We start from the raw sequence: 14,164 nt of genomic DNA, 5'->3' as shown, positions 1-14,164 counted from the left end.
CACATTAAAAGTTAGATTATCTCTTGTTATTGCCCCATCAATTTTACGATTAATATTTAGTTTATGTTGGGCAAATAGCTCTTTAATATCTTCAATCCCACATTCCGCAGGTTAGTTAAGAAAGAAGATAATATTTTCGACAAGGAGCGCCAAAAAACTGAAGAATCCATTGCCTTTCATGGGTTAAGTTGGCAATTTGCTTGATTTGGGAGACGGTAACCAAATGAATTGACATAAAACATTGGAACACCCAACGTAAGGTGGGAGTAGAAGTTGGTTTACCCAACTGATTATCAATAGTTTTTTTTGCCCGTTCTAAGGCTTGACGTAAAGCTCTTTGACCCAGACTATAAACAAGCAAGCACAAACCCATAATCATTGCTAATGCGGCAACTCGCTCAGTCGAATTGAGAAAGACACTGGAAGTAAAAAATAAAGGGTCTTTGAGAAATCGGAAACCACGCTCAGTAGACTGCTGTGCCTTATATTCACGTAAAACATCTTCATCGCTGAGTTCTTCGGCATCGAGGACATTGGTCGCTAAAATAAATCTTCCAGCGCGTTTGGTTTCGATGGCGATGGCTATTTCCTTGGGCTCTAGCGTGGCATCGACTTGGTAGTAAAAGGTAGGGGCAGCATCCTTACTGGGTCTACCACGTCCAGTATGTTTTTTTACTTCCTTAACCTGGATATTAGCCAGTTGGTGTAAGGGCAACTTAGAACTGAGCCGTTGTGCCGCAATCAGAGCATCTTTTGAGCAAGCAAATTCTTGGTTTGACAACTGCCGAAGTTCGGATTGGGCAACTGATAACTTTTTAATTAAACGTTTTTCCAACTGCTTGAGGTCAGCTTCTTTTCTGGCTTGACTTTCAACAACTAACCAGGACTGTCTGACACCACCATATTCACTACAACTTGGTGCAATTCGATATCCAGGCATTGCGCTGTCATTAAATGCAACTTCTGGCATGTCTTCTAACAGCATTTTTGCAGCAGTTAGGGTAGCTGGGACTCTTGATACCCAACGTAAATGTTTCATTTGTTGCAAGTTCTCTTCCGTATAAAGTGCGGCATCTGCAACAAACAAAGCATCTATTTGCCACTGCCGCTTAAAATCAGCGATGATGGTCGCAAATATTGCTGAGTCTGATTCATTACCGTCTGCGACCCTCAAATACAAGGGAATATCTCCATCCCCACTGCACATTAAGTCCAGGATAAATTGTTTCAAATCTGGGCGGTGATCTCTTGAATAGCCGTAGGTAATTTCGATTCCTCCTGCTTCCGCATCCTCTGCTGTTGCGTTATTAATGTAATCGCCATCAACATGGAATGAACTTGAATCAAGGTGCAGGCTGTCCATTTTTACCCCGAATTTACGTGCTGCACAAAGCGCCACTGTCACAAATACTTCCGTTAGTCCCGCCTCATATAATTTGTCCAATACTCGACCCAAACGGTCATCGTTTAAGTGTTCTGGACGTATTCCTTCTCCTAAAAGATGCTCGGTAGCTTTGCCTACGAAAAACTTTTCAAACAAATATAACGGCGCACTCACGAATCCTAATCCGTTTAAAATCATTGCTTTTACAACTTGACCTGCACTGATGATTTCTTGAGAGTGAGTTCCCAGCAGTCGGTTAATTTGTTCTACTAAATTCATCTCATCACAGATGCCTGCGACTATGCCGCAGTGATCAATATCCTGTACCCTGATATTTAATGATGCTGTCATGCTTCTAAAATGCAGCATTTAGGTCATTTTCAAAAATACAGCATTTACGAGCGCACCTGCGGAATCTGGGTTCAATAACAGCAACAGTTGCTGTTGCTGTCATTAAAGCTAACAAAGGCATTGCAAGCTGCCGCTCTTGATATAATTCATAAATAAATTTCGGGATGTAACGGTAATCGGGACGAAAATCGTGGCCCCATTGGCTAACACAGTGAGCCTCATCAATCACCCAAAGAACCGGAGGGCGTTGTTCTAACAATGCTCGAATACTCATTGACCGCAATTGCTCAGGGCTGATGTACAGCAAACCTTTGGAACCAGAACGCAGTTCTGATAATCGCTGACGACGTTCTGCTGCTGAGAGATTACCATTAATGAAGGTGGCGAAGAAAAACCCAGCTTGTTCTAAATCTGCTACCTGATCTGCCATTAGTGCTTGTAGCGGTGAAATGACAACAGTCAGTGCTTTGTGCCTTTCGTGGAACATGAAAGCTGGTAATTGATAGCATAAAGATTTACCACCACCAGTAGGCATGAGAACAAGTGGACGCTCATTATTAATAATTGCTTGGACAGCTTCTTCCTGCAAAGGTCGAAAACTGGGAATTTCAAAATATTCCAAGTAAGAGCTGATAGCGAATTCATCTGTACTTAAAGGACGCAAATTCTCAAGTACAGCTTGAAAACCATTTAAATGTCTGAGCCAATCACAAAAAACCTGCTTCGATTCATTGGTATTGCACTCATAGTTCCAAGCCAGTAATCCCGCCACGCATAATCTTGTCTCAAAATCATAAGTTTGTGGACTAGACCCTAGCTGCTGCAAATAGGATTGATTTATTCCCTTTAGCATTGTTTCTGGCAGCATTTCTATGGCGGGTTGTTCAATCTTCAAACCAAGGTTATCACTGAAAAATTGTTGATATGCAAGGTCTGCATCTTCGCAACCACAAGTCAGGAGCCAAATATATACCTGTTGTACTTCATCAGGCTTTTTAAATAGTGCTTCTAATTGTTGACCAAGTAATAATCGAGTTGCCTGTGCGTCTTCTACGGGATTATTACTTGAATATTCACTTTGCTTATAGTCTTTATTTAGCTTATGGGAATGCTGTAGAGGGAAAGCGAGTATTGATAGTTCTAAAGTGTCAATTATATGCCAAGAAGATAATTGCGGTTCTTGCTCAATCAGATAAGGGTAATCAAAGCGGCGGAAGTTATGACCGCATACTGATAAATTACTATTTTTCAGCTTCCTCATTTCTTCGTAAGCTTGATTTAGATTCTCTTGATAGAAATTTTTTGTTAAGTTCAGAGATACCAATCCGATGCGGTATATATTATTTTCAGTATTAATTTCTAAGTCTAAATAAGCATAAAATAAGTCAATATTTGATAAATCTTGCATGAGAATCCCTAATTAGATTGCTTTTTCGCAATTTCATTTCTAAAAAATTACTAACTTAACTTACCCTGACTTGTTAAAAGATTTTAGCAACAAGTACTTATTTGTCAATAAATAGTACACAAATACTATGAATTGAACTCATGTATGCGTTGCCAATTCTGTTGTGTAATTTGTAGCGTTCGGCTGATGAATTACAATCAAAGTCTTCAAAACAGGGTCTTGTTTTCAGTTTTCCCTCAACAGTAGCTTTTCTAACACAAAAACTCCCAAACCGAATCTTCGCGCCAGATTTCCCCCAACACCCCACCCCATCACTCCAATAGCCTACATCAGCAGAACTTTCGGCAATAAGAGAGAGAATTGATTGGAGAGGCGATGTGGACTACACCCTGCTTGAGCAATGTCTAGGACGGGCTGTCTGGTGTCGCTTTATTTATCCCCAGGTTTACAGGTTTACTCTCATCAGCACACCATCGCCAGCAACCATGTTCTGTTGGCTGCCATCACTAAAAATAATTGGTAGCCCTCTGTTGCCATCAGTTACAACTGTGGTCGCTCTTGGGCAGAACTGCGATTCCTGAAAATAGTGAAAATCTTCCTACATCTGGCTACATTATCGCTTATCTTTTTAAAGGAGAAGATTGTTCGTACTATTTGAGCCGCGTTGTATGGACAAGAATGAAAAACGAATCCTTGATTCATGGCAGATGAATGCTTCGTTATGGGCACAAGCAATTCGTCAGCAGCAAATCTATTCTCGTGCGATCGCCACTGATGCCGCTATACTCAAAGCAGTAAGCCAACTTAATCCACGAACATTCTTAGACATTGGATGCGGTGAGGGATGGTTGTCTCGACAGCTTTTTTCTTTAGGAATTGATGGATGGGGTGTTGATTTTTGTGCCGCTCTCATTGACGCAGCAAGGGATAGTGGTGATTCTCGCTTTGTTGTCTGTTCCTACTCGGATCTTGCATCACAAAGATTTAGCACAATTAGCTATTTCTCTTGCTTTATCTGCAACTTTTCAATTATAGGCGAATGCGCTCTTGATGAGATCGCCAAGGCAGGCCATAGCCTGTTAGAGTCCAAAGGCAAAATAATCATTCAAACCCTTCATCCGATAATTGCTTGCGGTGACTCTACATACTCCAATGCATGGCGCGAAACTTCATGGCAAACAGTTTCAGATAAGCCATTTCACCCTACTCCTTGGTATTTCAGAACGCTCGAATCATGGATCAACGAGTTCCATGCTTTAAATTACCGATTGTTAAATTTATATGAGCCATGCGATCCCAAAACGAACAAACCGATTTCAATTATTTTTGTCTTTGAGCGCGAATAAAGTATTAAACGCATTTGTTAATAAACATCCCCATACTGGTTTTTGTCCTCAGCTAAGTCAATCATCGGAGTTGGTAGCCTTGAAATAGTCAACTGTAACGCTTGCATTTGAGGAAAATCATGCTTAATAATTTCGATAGCTTTTCTTTGACTCTCTTGATTTTTAACTATCAGTTGTGCAGTCCCATCCCCTTGAGAACCTACGCCTTTTCCTCCAAAGATATAAGGCTTAAGTGGCTCGTGATGGAGAAGCAGATGTAGCTTTTTTGCAGTTAATTGCTCGGGACAAGCTGGAACTACGTATCGGTCAAATTCCGCTTGGGCTTTTGTCATTAAAGCTCCAAGAAGTTGGGCATCTCCGAGTTGTATTGCTTCAACTGCTGCCTGGGTAATTTCAGAGCTAATAGAACCAAAATATTTTTGGACATTTTGCTCTATTGAATTAGTAGCCAAAGGATAACACTGATTCAATCGTCTTAGTATTTCTTGTGTGTTTTTGCTCCCGCCAAGATCGACAATCACAAAAAACAAATCATGACTCACTTTCAATTCAAGTAGGTCGATTTTTTGACCATCAAATATCATCAATATTGGGCGATTTCCATAAGCACAAGCCTGATCCATACGACCACAAAGGCTAGGAGTGGTTCTTTCTCCTTTGTAGGCAAACTCCATTTCTGAACGAATTGTCATCTTCAAGTCATACAGACGATTAAAAGACCGAGCAATGAGAACGCAAAAGGCAGCACTCGAAGATAATCCTTTTTGGATGGGTAAGTCGGTTAGATAATTATCAACCTCAAGTCCGCCAACACCATAATGAGTCAGAAGTTGATAAGCTGTACCAGCAGCATAACTAAAAAAACCGCCCTCTTTGGCTACGGACTTGAGAGTATTAGATTCCATAGCTAATCTGAGTGGTTCATAACTCCTGCCATCATTGAGAGAAGCACGAATAATTAATTCAGTAGAATTTGGTAAGACATTGGCATAAATTCCTTGATTAGTACCAACAATTAAGGTGTAGCCCTTTTCGATAAGAGGATTAACACTGCGATATTCTCCTGCCCAGTCAGTGTGTTCTCCGAACAAACAAAGACGGCCTGGAACAAAAATTCTCATTTTAAGTTTCCTGTTCTTAATCGAGGTATATTCTCCTGATTAACTTGAATAAATAATATACCATTCATCACTCCAATAGCCTGCATCAGTAGGGTTTTCGGCAATCACTCGTGAGAATTGATTCCTCTTAGGCGATGGATTACAACCTGCCTAAGAGCGATGTCTACGACGGGCTGTCCGGTGTCGCTACTTTAACGGGGCTGCTTGGTGTCAAAGAAAATGGATTGGATGCTTATCCAACTTGAAAAAACTTTTTCACTTTTGACAGGCTAACTCAAAAATATATCCTCTGCTAGATCCAAAATAACTACTTAATTAATAAAGTCAGGTATGTTGCATACAAAAATAATAAATAATAGATGAAAGTTGCCATCCCAACAAATACAGCAGAAATCCTGAAGCAAGTTCACCAATTAGAGTCCACAGTAGGTCTAAAAAATGAAGCTTGTCGCTCCAAATTTTTAATTCATCCTTACTTCACGTCAAAAGTTTTTTTGTTTTTGCATGGTTTTACAGCAGGCCCCTACCAGTTTGAGCCGCTCGGTCAAGCCTTTTTTAAAAAGGGACATAACGTTCTAATTCCTTTACAGCCTGGTCATGGACGCTCAGGAAACTGGAGCCGTAAAAATCCCCCACCACTCCCAACAGATATTCAGATATATCAACAATTTCTTCTCAAATGGTTGCAGATTGCAAAAACACTAGGCCAACAAGTTGTAATTGGTGGATTGTCAACAGGTGGAACTTTAGCTGCTTGGTTAGCTTTAGAGTATCCCCAGGAGATTGACAGCACTTTATTATTTACCCCTTATTTAGCTAGCCGTTACTCACTATTAGATCAACTTATCAAAATCCTACCAATTTACTTTGAATGGTTTAACAAAGACGCATCTGGCAATTTTGGTTATAAAGGTTTTTGTCTCAAGTCATTACGGATATTTCTTCAGTTGGCAAAGGAAGTTTCAGAAAAGGCTCAAGGCTGTGTTTCCGCTCCTATTTTAATGGTATGTAGTGAAGCAGATCGCGCTGTTAACCTTTCCAAACAACAAGACTTTTTCCGAAAGGTAGTTAAACAGCAACCGAAATCCTGGTATTACTGTTTCGATGATTCGCTTCACATTGAACACCGAATGATGACAAAACTGGAAGACAATGATTATGAGGAGCTGGTAATTACTCTTGCGAAAGCATTTGTTGAGAGTGATTTGACTTGGGTAGAGTTTGAGCAAATAGCAAAGCAGATAACCCAGGGACAAACCTATGACCAAATCATGCTCAAACTCAACTTTGATGGACAAGTTTCTCAACAGCTAGCTGCAATGATGACTCAAGCTTTTGGCTGTGAGCATCTCAACTGCATCGATCCAGATTCCTAAACCCACGGTCTTCCTTGAAATGCCCAATTTGGCAGCAATTGAACGTACTCTGTAAAGCCATCGCTCTTTCTTACTTTCTTGCGCTTAATGCCTGCTTGCTCAGTTGCATCACAATATTTTGGGGTAATGGGTCTATGACAGCATCAGTAGGCAGTGATTGGATAAAAGCTGTCACCTCTTCCCCAGTTTTATATTTCCCTTCACTCCAAGCCGAAGCCATCTGTTTCGCTACCCGGTCAGCATCATCAGGGTTCGCATGGGCGGTAATACATTGAATATCATTACCTGTAAATGATATCCATGTCTGCCAAAGTCCCGTAACTGGATGTTGAACAATCCCTGTGGTCAGTTCATTGTCCTCAAGCACTGATTTTTTCTTTGGGCGACTAAATCCTTTAAACATGGCAATATTGAGGAAACGCTATTTTAAAATGCCCAAAATCAACACAGCGATCGCTCTAGTAAGCTGCTAACAGGTTTGACTCCATCCAGTTGTGGGCGATAATCTACTGGTTTGTACATTCCCATTAATCACCTTGGAACCCAACCAGCTAAATTTATTTTCTGATTTGACTGTCACACCAGCACGCACAGCAGAGACACTGGTAATGAGTCTTGAGGCGCTGTTGAAGTGGAAATCTCAGATTTTTGAATATCAGCATAAGGTGAGAGAAAACAAACCACCACAGCAGACGGCATTATTTGACCTTACCCCTAAGCACTGCGACCCAGACCAAATTGATCCACTCTTGCTGCGGCTTGTGCCAATGTCGTTTTATCGAATGCCAGTTGATAGTCCTGGGTCAGCTTGTGTATATTTCATCATAGACTCGGCGGCTTCTGTTATTTTGTACGTAGGCGAAAAGTGCCGCAGTAACAAGCGATGGCAGGGTATACACGCCTGCAAAGATTACATCGCCAGCTACCAGGATTTACATTATCACTATGGGTTACAAACAGCAGTCAACGCCGCATTTTGGTGGGATGCTCCGGTTGATCGACGCACACGGCAAGAGTTAGAGTTGAACCTTATTTTGAAGTGGCGCAGTCCATTTAATAAGGATAACTGGGAACGGTGGGGGCAGCCTTTTGGGTAGGGTGGCTTATTTATGCTTTATAAGTGGAGACGATGCCGTACCACTTGCCTACGGCACGCTACGCGAACGTGGATCTTGCGGGAGCAAAGCGTCTCCAAGAGTTGGCGTGTGGGTACTCCATAACATTCCAATTTTTTACTTACTCCTGAACCATCAACTCTTGTAGCAACGCATCATTTATCGTTTGTGCCTCTGTCCCACTACTTTCTCTAATATCAAAAGCCTGCTGCACTATGGTTTGAACTGACTTTGGTAATGATTCAAATTTTTCCGAATTGAGTATGACGAGGCGGCAACCAGGATAAGGCATAAAATCAGTAAACGGTTCCATCCCCGATGTAATCAGAGTTTTGCTAAGTTCGGCGATGGGATGATGAGGCTTTTGGTTGTCCTCACTGCGGTTGATTTCTGATGCCATATAGCCGCAAAACCAACTCAAAGTGTCAATATCTTTCTGCAATGCTGCCAAAATCCCTGTTACTACTTCTTGGTTGAGCTTAACAGGCAGATTGTCAAAAATTTGGTCTAAGGCTTCTGGGTGTCGCTTGTGGCAATAACGCACCGCAGATTCAACAAGTTTATCGATTTTGGTGGGTTGGGGTTGTCCAAATCCCTTTGCACACATGGCACTGCCTCAAAAGTTACGTGCTGGAAGACGCGATTTTAACAGAAACAGATTTGTTGATACGGGAGTAATACCAGAATTGTAGTAACGTTACTCCCTAAGAAGCAGTCAAAGTTTCATAGTCGATTCGATACTTGAATTAATCGATTATGGCTTTGCATCGGATTAGATTGCCAGTGGTAAAGCCATTCATCTATGGCGCTACTTTTTCTTTAAACTGTTTCCCAGCAGAAAACGCAGGCACTTTGGTCGCTGGGATAGTCATTGGCTCATTGGTTTTCGGATTACGCCCTTCGCGCTCTGAGCGATCGCGCCGCTCGAATGAGCCAAACCCTACCAGCGTTATCTTCTCTCCATTCGCTACAGCTTCGATAACTACTGACAAAAAAGCACTAATGACTTCATCGGCTTGCTTTTTTGTGATGTTGGTCTTTGCTGCTACAGCATCCACTAATTCGCCTTTGTTCATAAATCACCCTGAAGTATTGCCTTGAAAAGGAAATTTACTTTACTATTACTACCTTTTGTGAGGATAAGGGGAAAACGACTAACAATCAAGCAGCATACGAAAATTAACTATGTACGGCTACTTCTGTGGTGGCTTTGAATTAAAGGCAAAGCCAGTTGAGTTTTAGGAGAGCATCTCCTGTAGTCGAACGGTTAATCTACAGTCTGCGCTTTTTCGGGTGATTTCTGCGGCTTTGTACAAGGTTTATTAGAGGAGCGACCAGCAATCTAATAGGCTTCTATAATCACCTTTTAAGAGGAACTTGTGTGAAGCTGTAAGAGAATGAAGAATTAAACTTTCTTCTACTAATCAGTTCTAACTTACGTAATGTAAATATGCCTTCAATTTCCTACAACCGCACCGATAGCCAGCAACCACAAAGCATTAGCATTCAAGGTTATGTTGTCCGTCCCGGATTACACATTGTCACTTACGAGCAACTCAAGTTGCTACGTGAGCAAACACAGCATCATTCTCAGCTTGAACATTTAGTCAGCCAAGGTGTGATTAAGTTGACTGGTTAATAGTCGCCAGCACAAAAATTCTAACTCGCTACATCTAATTCCACAGTTGCTGGCTGTTGTTCTGACTTTACAGCACCCAGTGACTCAATAAAAGCGTCAATTGCCTTGGCTGCTGACTGCTTACCTGTTTTCAATTTAGAAAGGATATTTTCGCGTATTGCTGAATAATCTGGTAGGACTTGCTGCTCAACGGAAACAGCCTCTTGTGTTTGTAGGGCAACTCCACCATTACGCTCATCTATTAAACCCTTAATCTGAGCGATCGCTTGGGCTAATTCCTGCCTAATCACCTGTTTTATCTCTTCCCCATCAGGTGTAGACGCAGCTAAAACATTTACTTCTTGCTTAACTATTTCCTTAATCTCATCACCATTAGATAATGCCAGCCCAGTTTTTGACTGTCCCAATATTCCCTGGAGCAATCTTGTTGCTGTGTGATTTAATGACTCATTTTCCGAAATCTGCATTGCTGATAAGGCTTTGACTTCTGCATCAGTTAGCCCAATAGAAATTGTTACCTTAGCCATACTTTTAACACCTGCAAATATTAAACTCTACATCGCTATTTTGGGGTTAAACCGTTTGCATACAGTACTTTTATCGCTGATCACAAATGCTGTATAAACAACTTATTAATGACCCAATTATTAAACTTTGCCCTGTGAGCAACTTTTACCCTCGATTCTTTAATCTAGCTTCAAATCAATCAAGTTGCCATTACTTCAATTCTAACGCACGCTTACTTGATATCCATCTTGAAAATGAGGGTAGATGTGCCCCCATTTAAACTTTTGACTTTTAAATATTGCTCTACATCCGCTACCCTTGCAGTTTTATGTTCCACAAGGTTGTTAGGGCTTCGGCAGAATCCGTAGTCTTAACCTGGATTTGCAGCTAAATCGGAGAATTAGCCAGTGATAGGATTACTATCTCACTGATGTAACTGTTCTTAAAGCTTGTTTTTATGCAGTTTCTATAAATAAGGTTTTCCCAAATTGTTTACATATTTTTCTCCGAGTTTTTTTTAATATTTTGATTTTATGGGGATTTTTGAGTATCTATAACCAATTGATTTAGCTCTTCTTGCATTTGGTTATGAACTAATTCATAACAAGCATTCACATAATTACGATCCTTAGCTGCATCTTGACCATATCTTTCAAAAGTAATTGGACGGCATACACGAGTATGAATCTGCACAGGTAGAGGAATATTAGGCAGAGGCCCAATAGACAAGCCCCAAGGTAAACCTAAATAAATTGGGAAAATTCCTGGGTCTATTTGATAAAGCCACGGCAATCCTAACTCATGTAGTTGTTTGACTTTTGCATAGCAATCACATAAAACAATCAACGTATCATGAGCGCCTACAGAAATCACTGGAATAATTGGAACTTCTTGTTTTAAAGCCAGCTTGACAAAGCCCTTATTCTCAGCAAAATTAATTTTATAGCGTTGGCTATGAGGACGAAACATATCATATTGTCCTCCCGGATACACCAGAACGCTAGCCCCCATCTCAAAAGCTGCACTGGCCATCTTTGGATGTGCAACAATCGCTCCAACTTTCTGAGCTAATTGGGCTATCTCTGGACTCACTTTCCAAGCATAAGGGTGCATTAGACCATACACCAAACGCTCTGTTCCAAATCTAGAAAACCAATCATACATCATCATTACTAAATCTGGAGAAGCCATTCCGCCATTATGGGAACCAACCAGTAAGACTTTTCCTTCTGTTGGTATGTGATGCCATCCATCAGTTTTTACTTGAAAATAGTAACGGTAAAACCATGACCATATAGGCATCAGTAATTCAATCAAATTAACATCTCGCTGTGTTAAAGACCATTGAATTTTATCGGCTTGCTTTTTTGTGACGTTGGCCTCCGCTGCTACAGCATCGACTAGTTCGCCTTTGTTCATAAGTCACCTTGCAAATAAAGGAAATCTAGCATCACTACCTTATTATTAAGAAAGGAAAAAGGAATAAATTTATAGCATCAATGAAAATTAACAATGCTCAAAAAGCGTGAGCGCTCACATCTGCAATCGGTCAAATTTTAGCTAACTTTCTTTTGGGCAAACAGTGACAACTGTCCAGGAGAAATATTTCCGCGTCCAAATCGATGGTAATAAAGGTGACAGCCACTACACAGGCAAGCCAAGTTCTCCAGCCGATTGTCACCAGGGTCACAATTCCAGTGATGTACCTGAAGTGTATGAGCTTTGCGCTGGGATTTTGTCCAATCAGGTGGTTTTTCCCCAGGACGTAAGCAGACCTTACCACATTTAGTACAACGCCAATCACAGTCAGCTTTTAGCGCTGTTGCAATTTGTTTCCAATTGTTTGGATATACACCCTGACTCATGACGATGTATTTTTGCAATCTATAGTGACTTATCAATCAACAAAGCTTATCTTAAAATCGACTAAATTAAAAGCAGACGCTGCCACAAGAATTTTTCGCCAATTCAGAAGTAAGCTCATAAAAATTAGGCGAAAAATTCATATTTATGCATAGCCCTACATTCTCAACGCTTTTAAAGTCCCAATTGATTAGCTCTTTGTTCACTAGCTCGCTCAACTCGCTGCCACAGTTCACGGTCTTCTCGATAAATACCCAATGCTGCAATCGCATCTTTTGCATCGATGTCTTTTCCTTGAGCCACTAGTGAAATCAGGAAATCTATTGCTTTATCTTGTCGCAACATCCCAATTGCTAGTAACAATGTGCGGCGAAGTTCTACATTCCTTGTTTGCCCCCAGCAATTTCTGAGAAGATCGAATGCTTCCTCTAATCGTGATTCACCCAACGTCAATGCTGCTAACTCACAGATTTGCTCCTTTGGGTCAAAAAGAAAACTAGCAACTATTGCAAGTGAATCAGTTGGAGCTAGTTGTAACAAAGCACTGAAGCACTCCGAAATCACCTGTGGTGCTTGATCGCCGATGCGGGTTTTCAAACGAAGTAAAGGTACACCTTGGGGATTTCCTGTATAGGCGATCGCTTTTGCAGCAGCAGTTCTTGCTTCTGGTTTGGGGTCAGCTAGTAGATCGGCTAATTCGTTCATTACGTCTGAGTAGTTCATTCTCACTAAACCTAAAGCACATATACCCCGAAGATGGGCAGCAGTGTCTTCAACTCCTCCCCATACTGGCTCCATCTGAATATGTCGAATCCCTTGCAGAAAAAGGTTTTCATCGCTGTATTCTAAGTGATACAGTGTTTGTGCTATTTCTTTCTTGGCAAGACAATTTTGGTCTACTTGTGCGGGTTTGACCATCATTCGAGCAAAAGCTTCTACAAGATCAGCAACCAACTCAGTGATAGTAAATTCGCCGACTATCTTGGCTGCTTGGGCAACAGCTATAGAATATTTACTCTTGAGGACTTGGCGTAAAATTATGATCCCTTCTTCACTTGTCGAATGCTGTCGAATTTGGGCAAGAATAGATAAAGTTTCTTCTAGCTTTTGTGATTTTGCCCTAAATAACCACAAATCTCTTGATAGTTCGCTTGTACTATAATACCATTAACCATTTCATTTTTTAACAAAGTTTGGGGGTTTAACTTTCCTGCTTCTATCATGCAGCTCGTTTTGATACTTAAGCTAAATCCCCGTTATCAGTTTCTCTAAGCCTAAAAACTTTGCCTTTACTCATACAGTTAAGGAAATTGCAAATCAAAACTCTTGTACTTGTCGCGGGTCTTCATCAGGTGGATGCCAACCACCTTTGAGCCAAAGACGACGAGCTTTGACAATAGACCCTTCATTATGACGTTCATCATTAAGGTCTAAACGATTACTTGTAGCTCGTCCTACAGAACTAATGCCAATAATTTTTAGACCATCTCCTGACCAAATAAAGTGGTCTGACCACTTCTGCTGACGTGGATTAAACAAAGGTAGCATCTGTCCTGTATCTGGATCAATTCCAGTGGTGAAATTGTAGCGATATCCGTTACAGCGCTGACAAGCTAACGCCAGGTTATCAGGGTCATCCGAACCTTTAAGAGACTGTGGGATAATATGGTCAATAGAAAATAGAGCAGCACTTGCTTCTTCTGAAGAATGACAGTATTCACAAAGAAATTTCGCTCTTTGTCTGACTAATTTTTTGGTCGAATCATTGACCGTCATGACTCAGAAATGATTTTGGCGTTGAGCAAGGTAAAAATTCTATCTAGTTCTAATATACCTGCCAATTCAGCATCTTCTTCTGTGGTTAGCAATCCAGCTTTCTTTTTCTCAGATAATTCTTCCAGTCGAGACTGCAATTCTTCAGTAAATTTAAACAGATGTATGTCCCTAACTTTACTGAGTTTGATTCCAGACTCTACCCAGAATGAAGGTTGAACCATCATTTGAGTAATCATAAGCTGTATGTCTCGTTTAATTTAGCCGACTGGTGGTATTTT

Annotated in this window: 17 protein-coding genes; 5 read left to right on the top strand and 12 right to left on the bottom strand. The window is 40.9% G+C overall.

Annotation, left to right across the window (positions count from 1 at the left end; genetic code table 11):
- Positions 1-115 precede the first annotated feature (115 nt).
- Positions 116-1,735, bottom strand: a complete 1,620-nt coding sequence (locus tag GJB62_RS30685) for an IS1634 family transposase (protein ID WP_159402626.1) — start codon at positions 1,733-1,735, stop codon at positions 116-118.
- A gap of 4 nt (positions 1,736-1,739) precedes the next feature.
- The gene (locus tag GJB62_RS30680) at positions 1,740-3,143 is read right to left on the bottom strand and encodes a DEAD/DEAH box helicase (protein ID WP_245246248.1); all 1,404 of its coding nucleotides are present in this window, start codon (positions 3,141-3,143) and stop codon (positions 1,740-1,742) included.
- 377 nt (positions 3,144-3,520) lie between these two features.
- Here GJB62_RS30680 and GJB62_RS30675 point away from each other — a divergent pair, with 377 nt between their 5' ends.
- Both GJB62_RS30675 and GJB62_RS30670 read left to right on the top strand, forming a co-directional pair.
- Entirely contained in the window at positions 3,521-3,724 is a 204-nt protein-coding gene (locus tag GJB62_RS30675) for a hypothetical protein (RefSeq protein WP_147262503.1), read from the top strand.
- Between the two features lie 87 nt (positions 3,725-3,811).
- The gene (locus GJB62_RS30670) at positions 3,812-4,489 is read left to right on the top strand and encodes a class I SAM-dependent methyltransferase (RefSeq protein WP_114082192.1); all 678 of its coding nucleotides are present in this window, start codon (positions 3,812-3,814) and stop codon (positions 4,487-4,489) included.
- A gap of 17 nt (positions 4,490-4,506) precedes the next feature.
- Here GJB62_RS30670 and GJB62_RS30665 read toward each other — a convergent pair whose 3' ends face one another.
- Complete coding sequence (locus GJB62_RS30665; protein WP_114082191.1) at positions 4,507-5,610, bottom strand: GHMP kinase; 1,104 nt, start codon at positions 5,608-5,610, stop codon at positions 4,507-4,509.
- A gap of 359 nt (positions 5,611-5,969) precedes the next feature.
- Between GJB62_RS30665 and GJB62_RS30660 the strand changes: the two genes are divergently transcribed.
- The gene (locus tag GJB62_RS30660) at positions 5,970-6,986 is read left to right on the top strand and encodes an alpha/beta fold hydrolase (protein ID WP_114082190.1); all 1,017 of its coding nucleotides are present in this window, start codon (positions 5,970-5,972) and stop codon (positions 6,984-6,986) included.
- 70 nt (positions 6,987-7,056) lie between these two features.
- Here the strand turns inward: GJB62_RS30660 and GJB62_RS30655 are convergent, their stop codons facing one another.
- Complete coding sequence (locus tag GJB62_RS30655; RefSeq protein ID WP_245246247.1) at positions 7,057-7,353, bottom strand: hypothetical protein; 297 nt, start codon at positions 7,351-7,353, stop codon at positions 7,057-7,059.
- A 127-nt stretch (positions 7,354-7,480) separates the two neighbouring features.
- On the opposite strand from GJB62_RS30655, the gene GJB62_RS30650 reads away from it, so the two are divergent.
- Positions 7,481-8,083: a GIY-YIG nuclease family protein gene (locus GJB62_RS30650; RefSeq protein ID WP_309472805.1), complete on the top strand. Its 603-nt coding sequence runs from the start codon at positions 7,481-7,483 to the stop codon at positions 8,081-8,083.
- 139 nt (positions 8,084-8,222) lie between these two features.
- Here GJB62_RS30650 and GJB62_RS30645 read toward each other — a convergent pair whose 3' ends face one another.
- Positions 8,223-8,708, bottom strand: coding sequence for a hypothetical protein (locus GJB62_RS30645; RefSeq protein WP_114082188.1), 486 nt, complete (start codon positions 8,706-8,708; stop codon positions 8,223-8,225).
- 193 nt (positions 8,709-8,901) lie between these two features.
- Positions 8,902-9,177, bottom strand: coding sequence for an HU family DNA-binding protein (locus GJB62_RS30640; protein WP_114082187.1), 276 nt, complete (start codon positions 9,175-9,177; stop codon positions 8,902-8,904).
- Positions 9,178-9,551: 374 nt separating this feature from the next.
- On the opposite strand from GJB62_RS30640, the gene GJB62_RS30635 reads away from it, so the two are divergent.
- Positions 9,552-9,740, top strand: a complete 189-nt coding sequence (locus GJB62_RS30635; protein WP_114082186.1) for a hypothetical protein — start codon at positions 9,552-9,554, stop codon at positions 9,738-9,740.
- A gap of 20 nt (positions 9,741-9,760) precedes the next feature.
- On the opposite strand, the gene GJB62_RS30630 is transcribed toward GJB62_RS30635, so the two are convergent.
- The 6 genes from GJB62_RS30630 to GJB62_RS30605 all read right to left on the bottom strand — a co-directional run bounded on the left by GJB62_RS30630 (position 9,761) and on the right by GJB62_RS30605 (position 14,122).
- The gene (locus GJB62_RS30630) at positions 9,761-10,267 is read right to left on the bottom strand and encodes a hypothetical protein (RefSeq protein WP_114082185.1); all 507 of its coding nucleotides are present in this window, start codon (positions 10,265-10,267) and stop codon (positions 9,761-9,763) included.
- Positions 10,268-10,778: 511 nt separating this feature from the next.
- Entirely contained in the window at positions 10,779-11,549 is a 771-nt protein-coding gene (locus GJB62_RS30625; RefSeq protein ID WP_245246260.1) for a lysophospholipid acyltransferase family protein, read from the bottom strand.
- Positions 11,550-11,803: 254 nt separating this feature from the next.
- The gene (locus GJB62_RS30620) at positions 11,804-12,112 is read right to left on the bottom strand and encodes an HNH endonuclease (RefSeq protein WP_114082183.1); all 309 of its coding nucleotides are present in this window, start codon (positions 12,110-12,112) and stop codon (positions 11,804-11,806) included.
- A gap of 172 nt (positions 12,113-12,284) precedes the next feature.
- Positions 12,285-13,244, bottom strand: a complete 960-nt coding sequence (locus tag GJB62_RS30615; RefSeq protein ID WP_114082182.1) for a HEAT repeat domain-containing protein — start codon at positions 13,242-13,244, stop codon at positions 12,285-12,287.
- A gap of 183 nt (positions 13,245-13,427) precedes the next feature.
- Positions 13,428-13,886 (bottom strand): HNH endonuclease, encoded by a 459-nt coding sequence (locus GJB62_RS30610; protein WP_114082181.1) that lies wholly within the window; start codon positions 13,884-13,886, stop codon positions 13,428-13,430.
- Complete coding sequence (locus GJB62_RS30605) at positions 13,883-14,122, bottom strand: hypothetical protein (protein ID WP_114082180.1); 240 nt, start codon at positions 14,120-14,122, stop codon at positions 13,883-13,885. Before GJB62_RS30605 ends, GJB62_RS30610 begins: the two co-directional genes overlap by 4 nt.
- Positions 14,123-14,164 lie beyond the last annotated feature (42 nt).

Origin of the sequence: Nostoc sp. ATCC 53789, assembly GCF_009873495.1 — a bacterium.
Lineage (GTDB): Bacteria > Cyanobacteriota > Cyanobacteriia > Cyanobacteriales > Nostocaceae > Nostoc > Nostoc muscorum_A.
Note: the sequence above shows the minus strand (reverse complement) of the source record. Positions and strands in the feature narration are given on the sequence as shown.

Bases quoted from the DNA above. Each gene is read 5' to 3' on its own strand.
- GJB62_RS30665 (WP_114082191.1), bottom strand. From the start codon at position 5,610: ATGAGAATTTTTGTTCCAGGCCGTCTTTGTTTGTTCGGAGAACACACT.
- GJB62_RS30670 (WP_114082192.1), top strand. From the start codon at position 3,812: ATGGACAAGAATGAAAAACGAATCCTTGATTCATGGCAGATGAATGCT.
- GJB62_RS30680 (WP_245246248.1), bottom strand. From the start codon at position 3,143: ATGCAAGATTTATCAAATATTGACTTATTTTATGCTTATTTAGACTTA.
- GJB62_RS30635 (WP_114082186.1), top strand. From the start codon at position 9,552: ATGCCTTCAATTTCCTACAACCGCACCGATAGCCAGCAACCACAAAGC.
- GJB62_RS30685 (WP_159402626.1), bottom strand. From the start codon at position 1,735: ATGACAGCATCATTAAATATCAGGGTACAGGATATTGATCACTGCGGC.
- GJB62_RS30645 (WP_114082188.1), bottom strand. From the start codon at position 8,708: ATGTGTGCAAAGGGATTTGGACAACCCCAACCCACCAAAATCGATAAA.
- GJB62_RS30610 (WP_114082181.1), bottom strand. From the start codon at position 13,886: ATGACGGTCAATGATTCGACCAAAAAATTAGTCAGACAAAGAGCGAAA.
- GJB62_RS30625 (WP_245246260.1), bottom strand. From the start codon at position 11,549: ATGCCTATATGGTCATGGTTTTACCGTTACTATTTTCAAGTAAAAACT.
- GJB62_RS30660 (WP_114082190.1), top strand. From the start codon at position 5,970: ATGAAAGTTGCCATCCCAACAAATACAGCAGAAATCCTGAAGCAAGTT.
- GJB62_RS30640 (WP_114082187.1), bottom strand. From the start codon at position 9,177: ATGAACAAAGGCGAATTAGTGGATGCTGTAGCAGCAAAGACCAACATC.
- GJB62_RS30620 (WP_114082183.1), bottom strand. From the start codon at position 12,112: ATGAGTCAGGGTGTATATCCAAACAATTGGAAACAAATTGCAACAGCG.
- GJB62_RS30605 (WP_114082180.1), bottom strand. From the start codon at position 14,122: ATGATTACTCAAATGATGGTTCAACCTTCATTCTGGGTAGAGTCTGGA.
- GJB62_RS30630 (WP_114082185.1), bottom strand. From the start codon at position 10,267: ATGGCTAAGGTAACAATTTCTATTGGGCTAACTGATGCAGAAGTCAAA.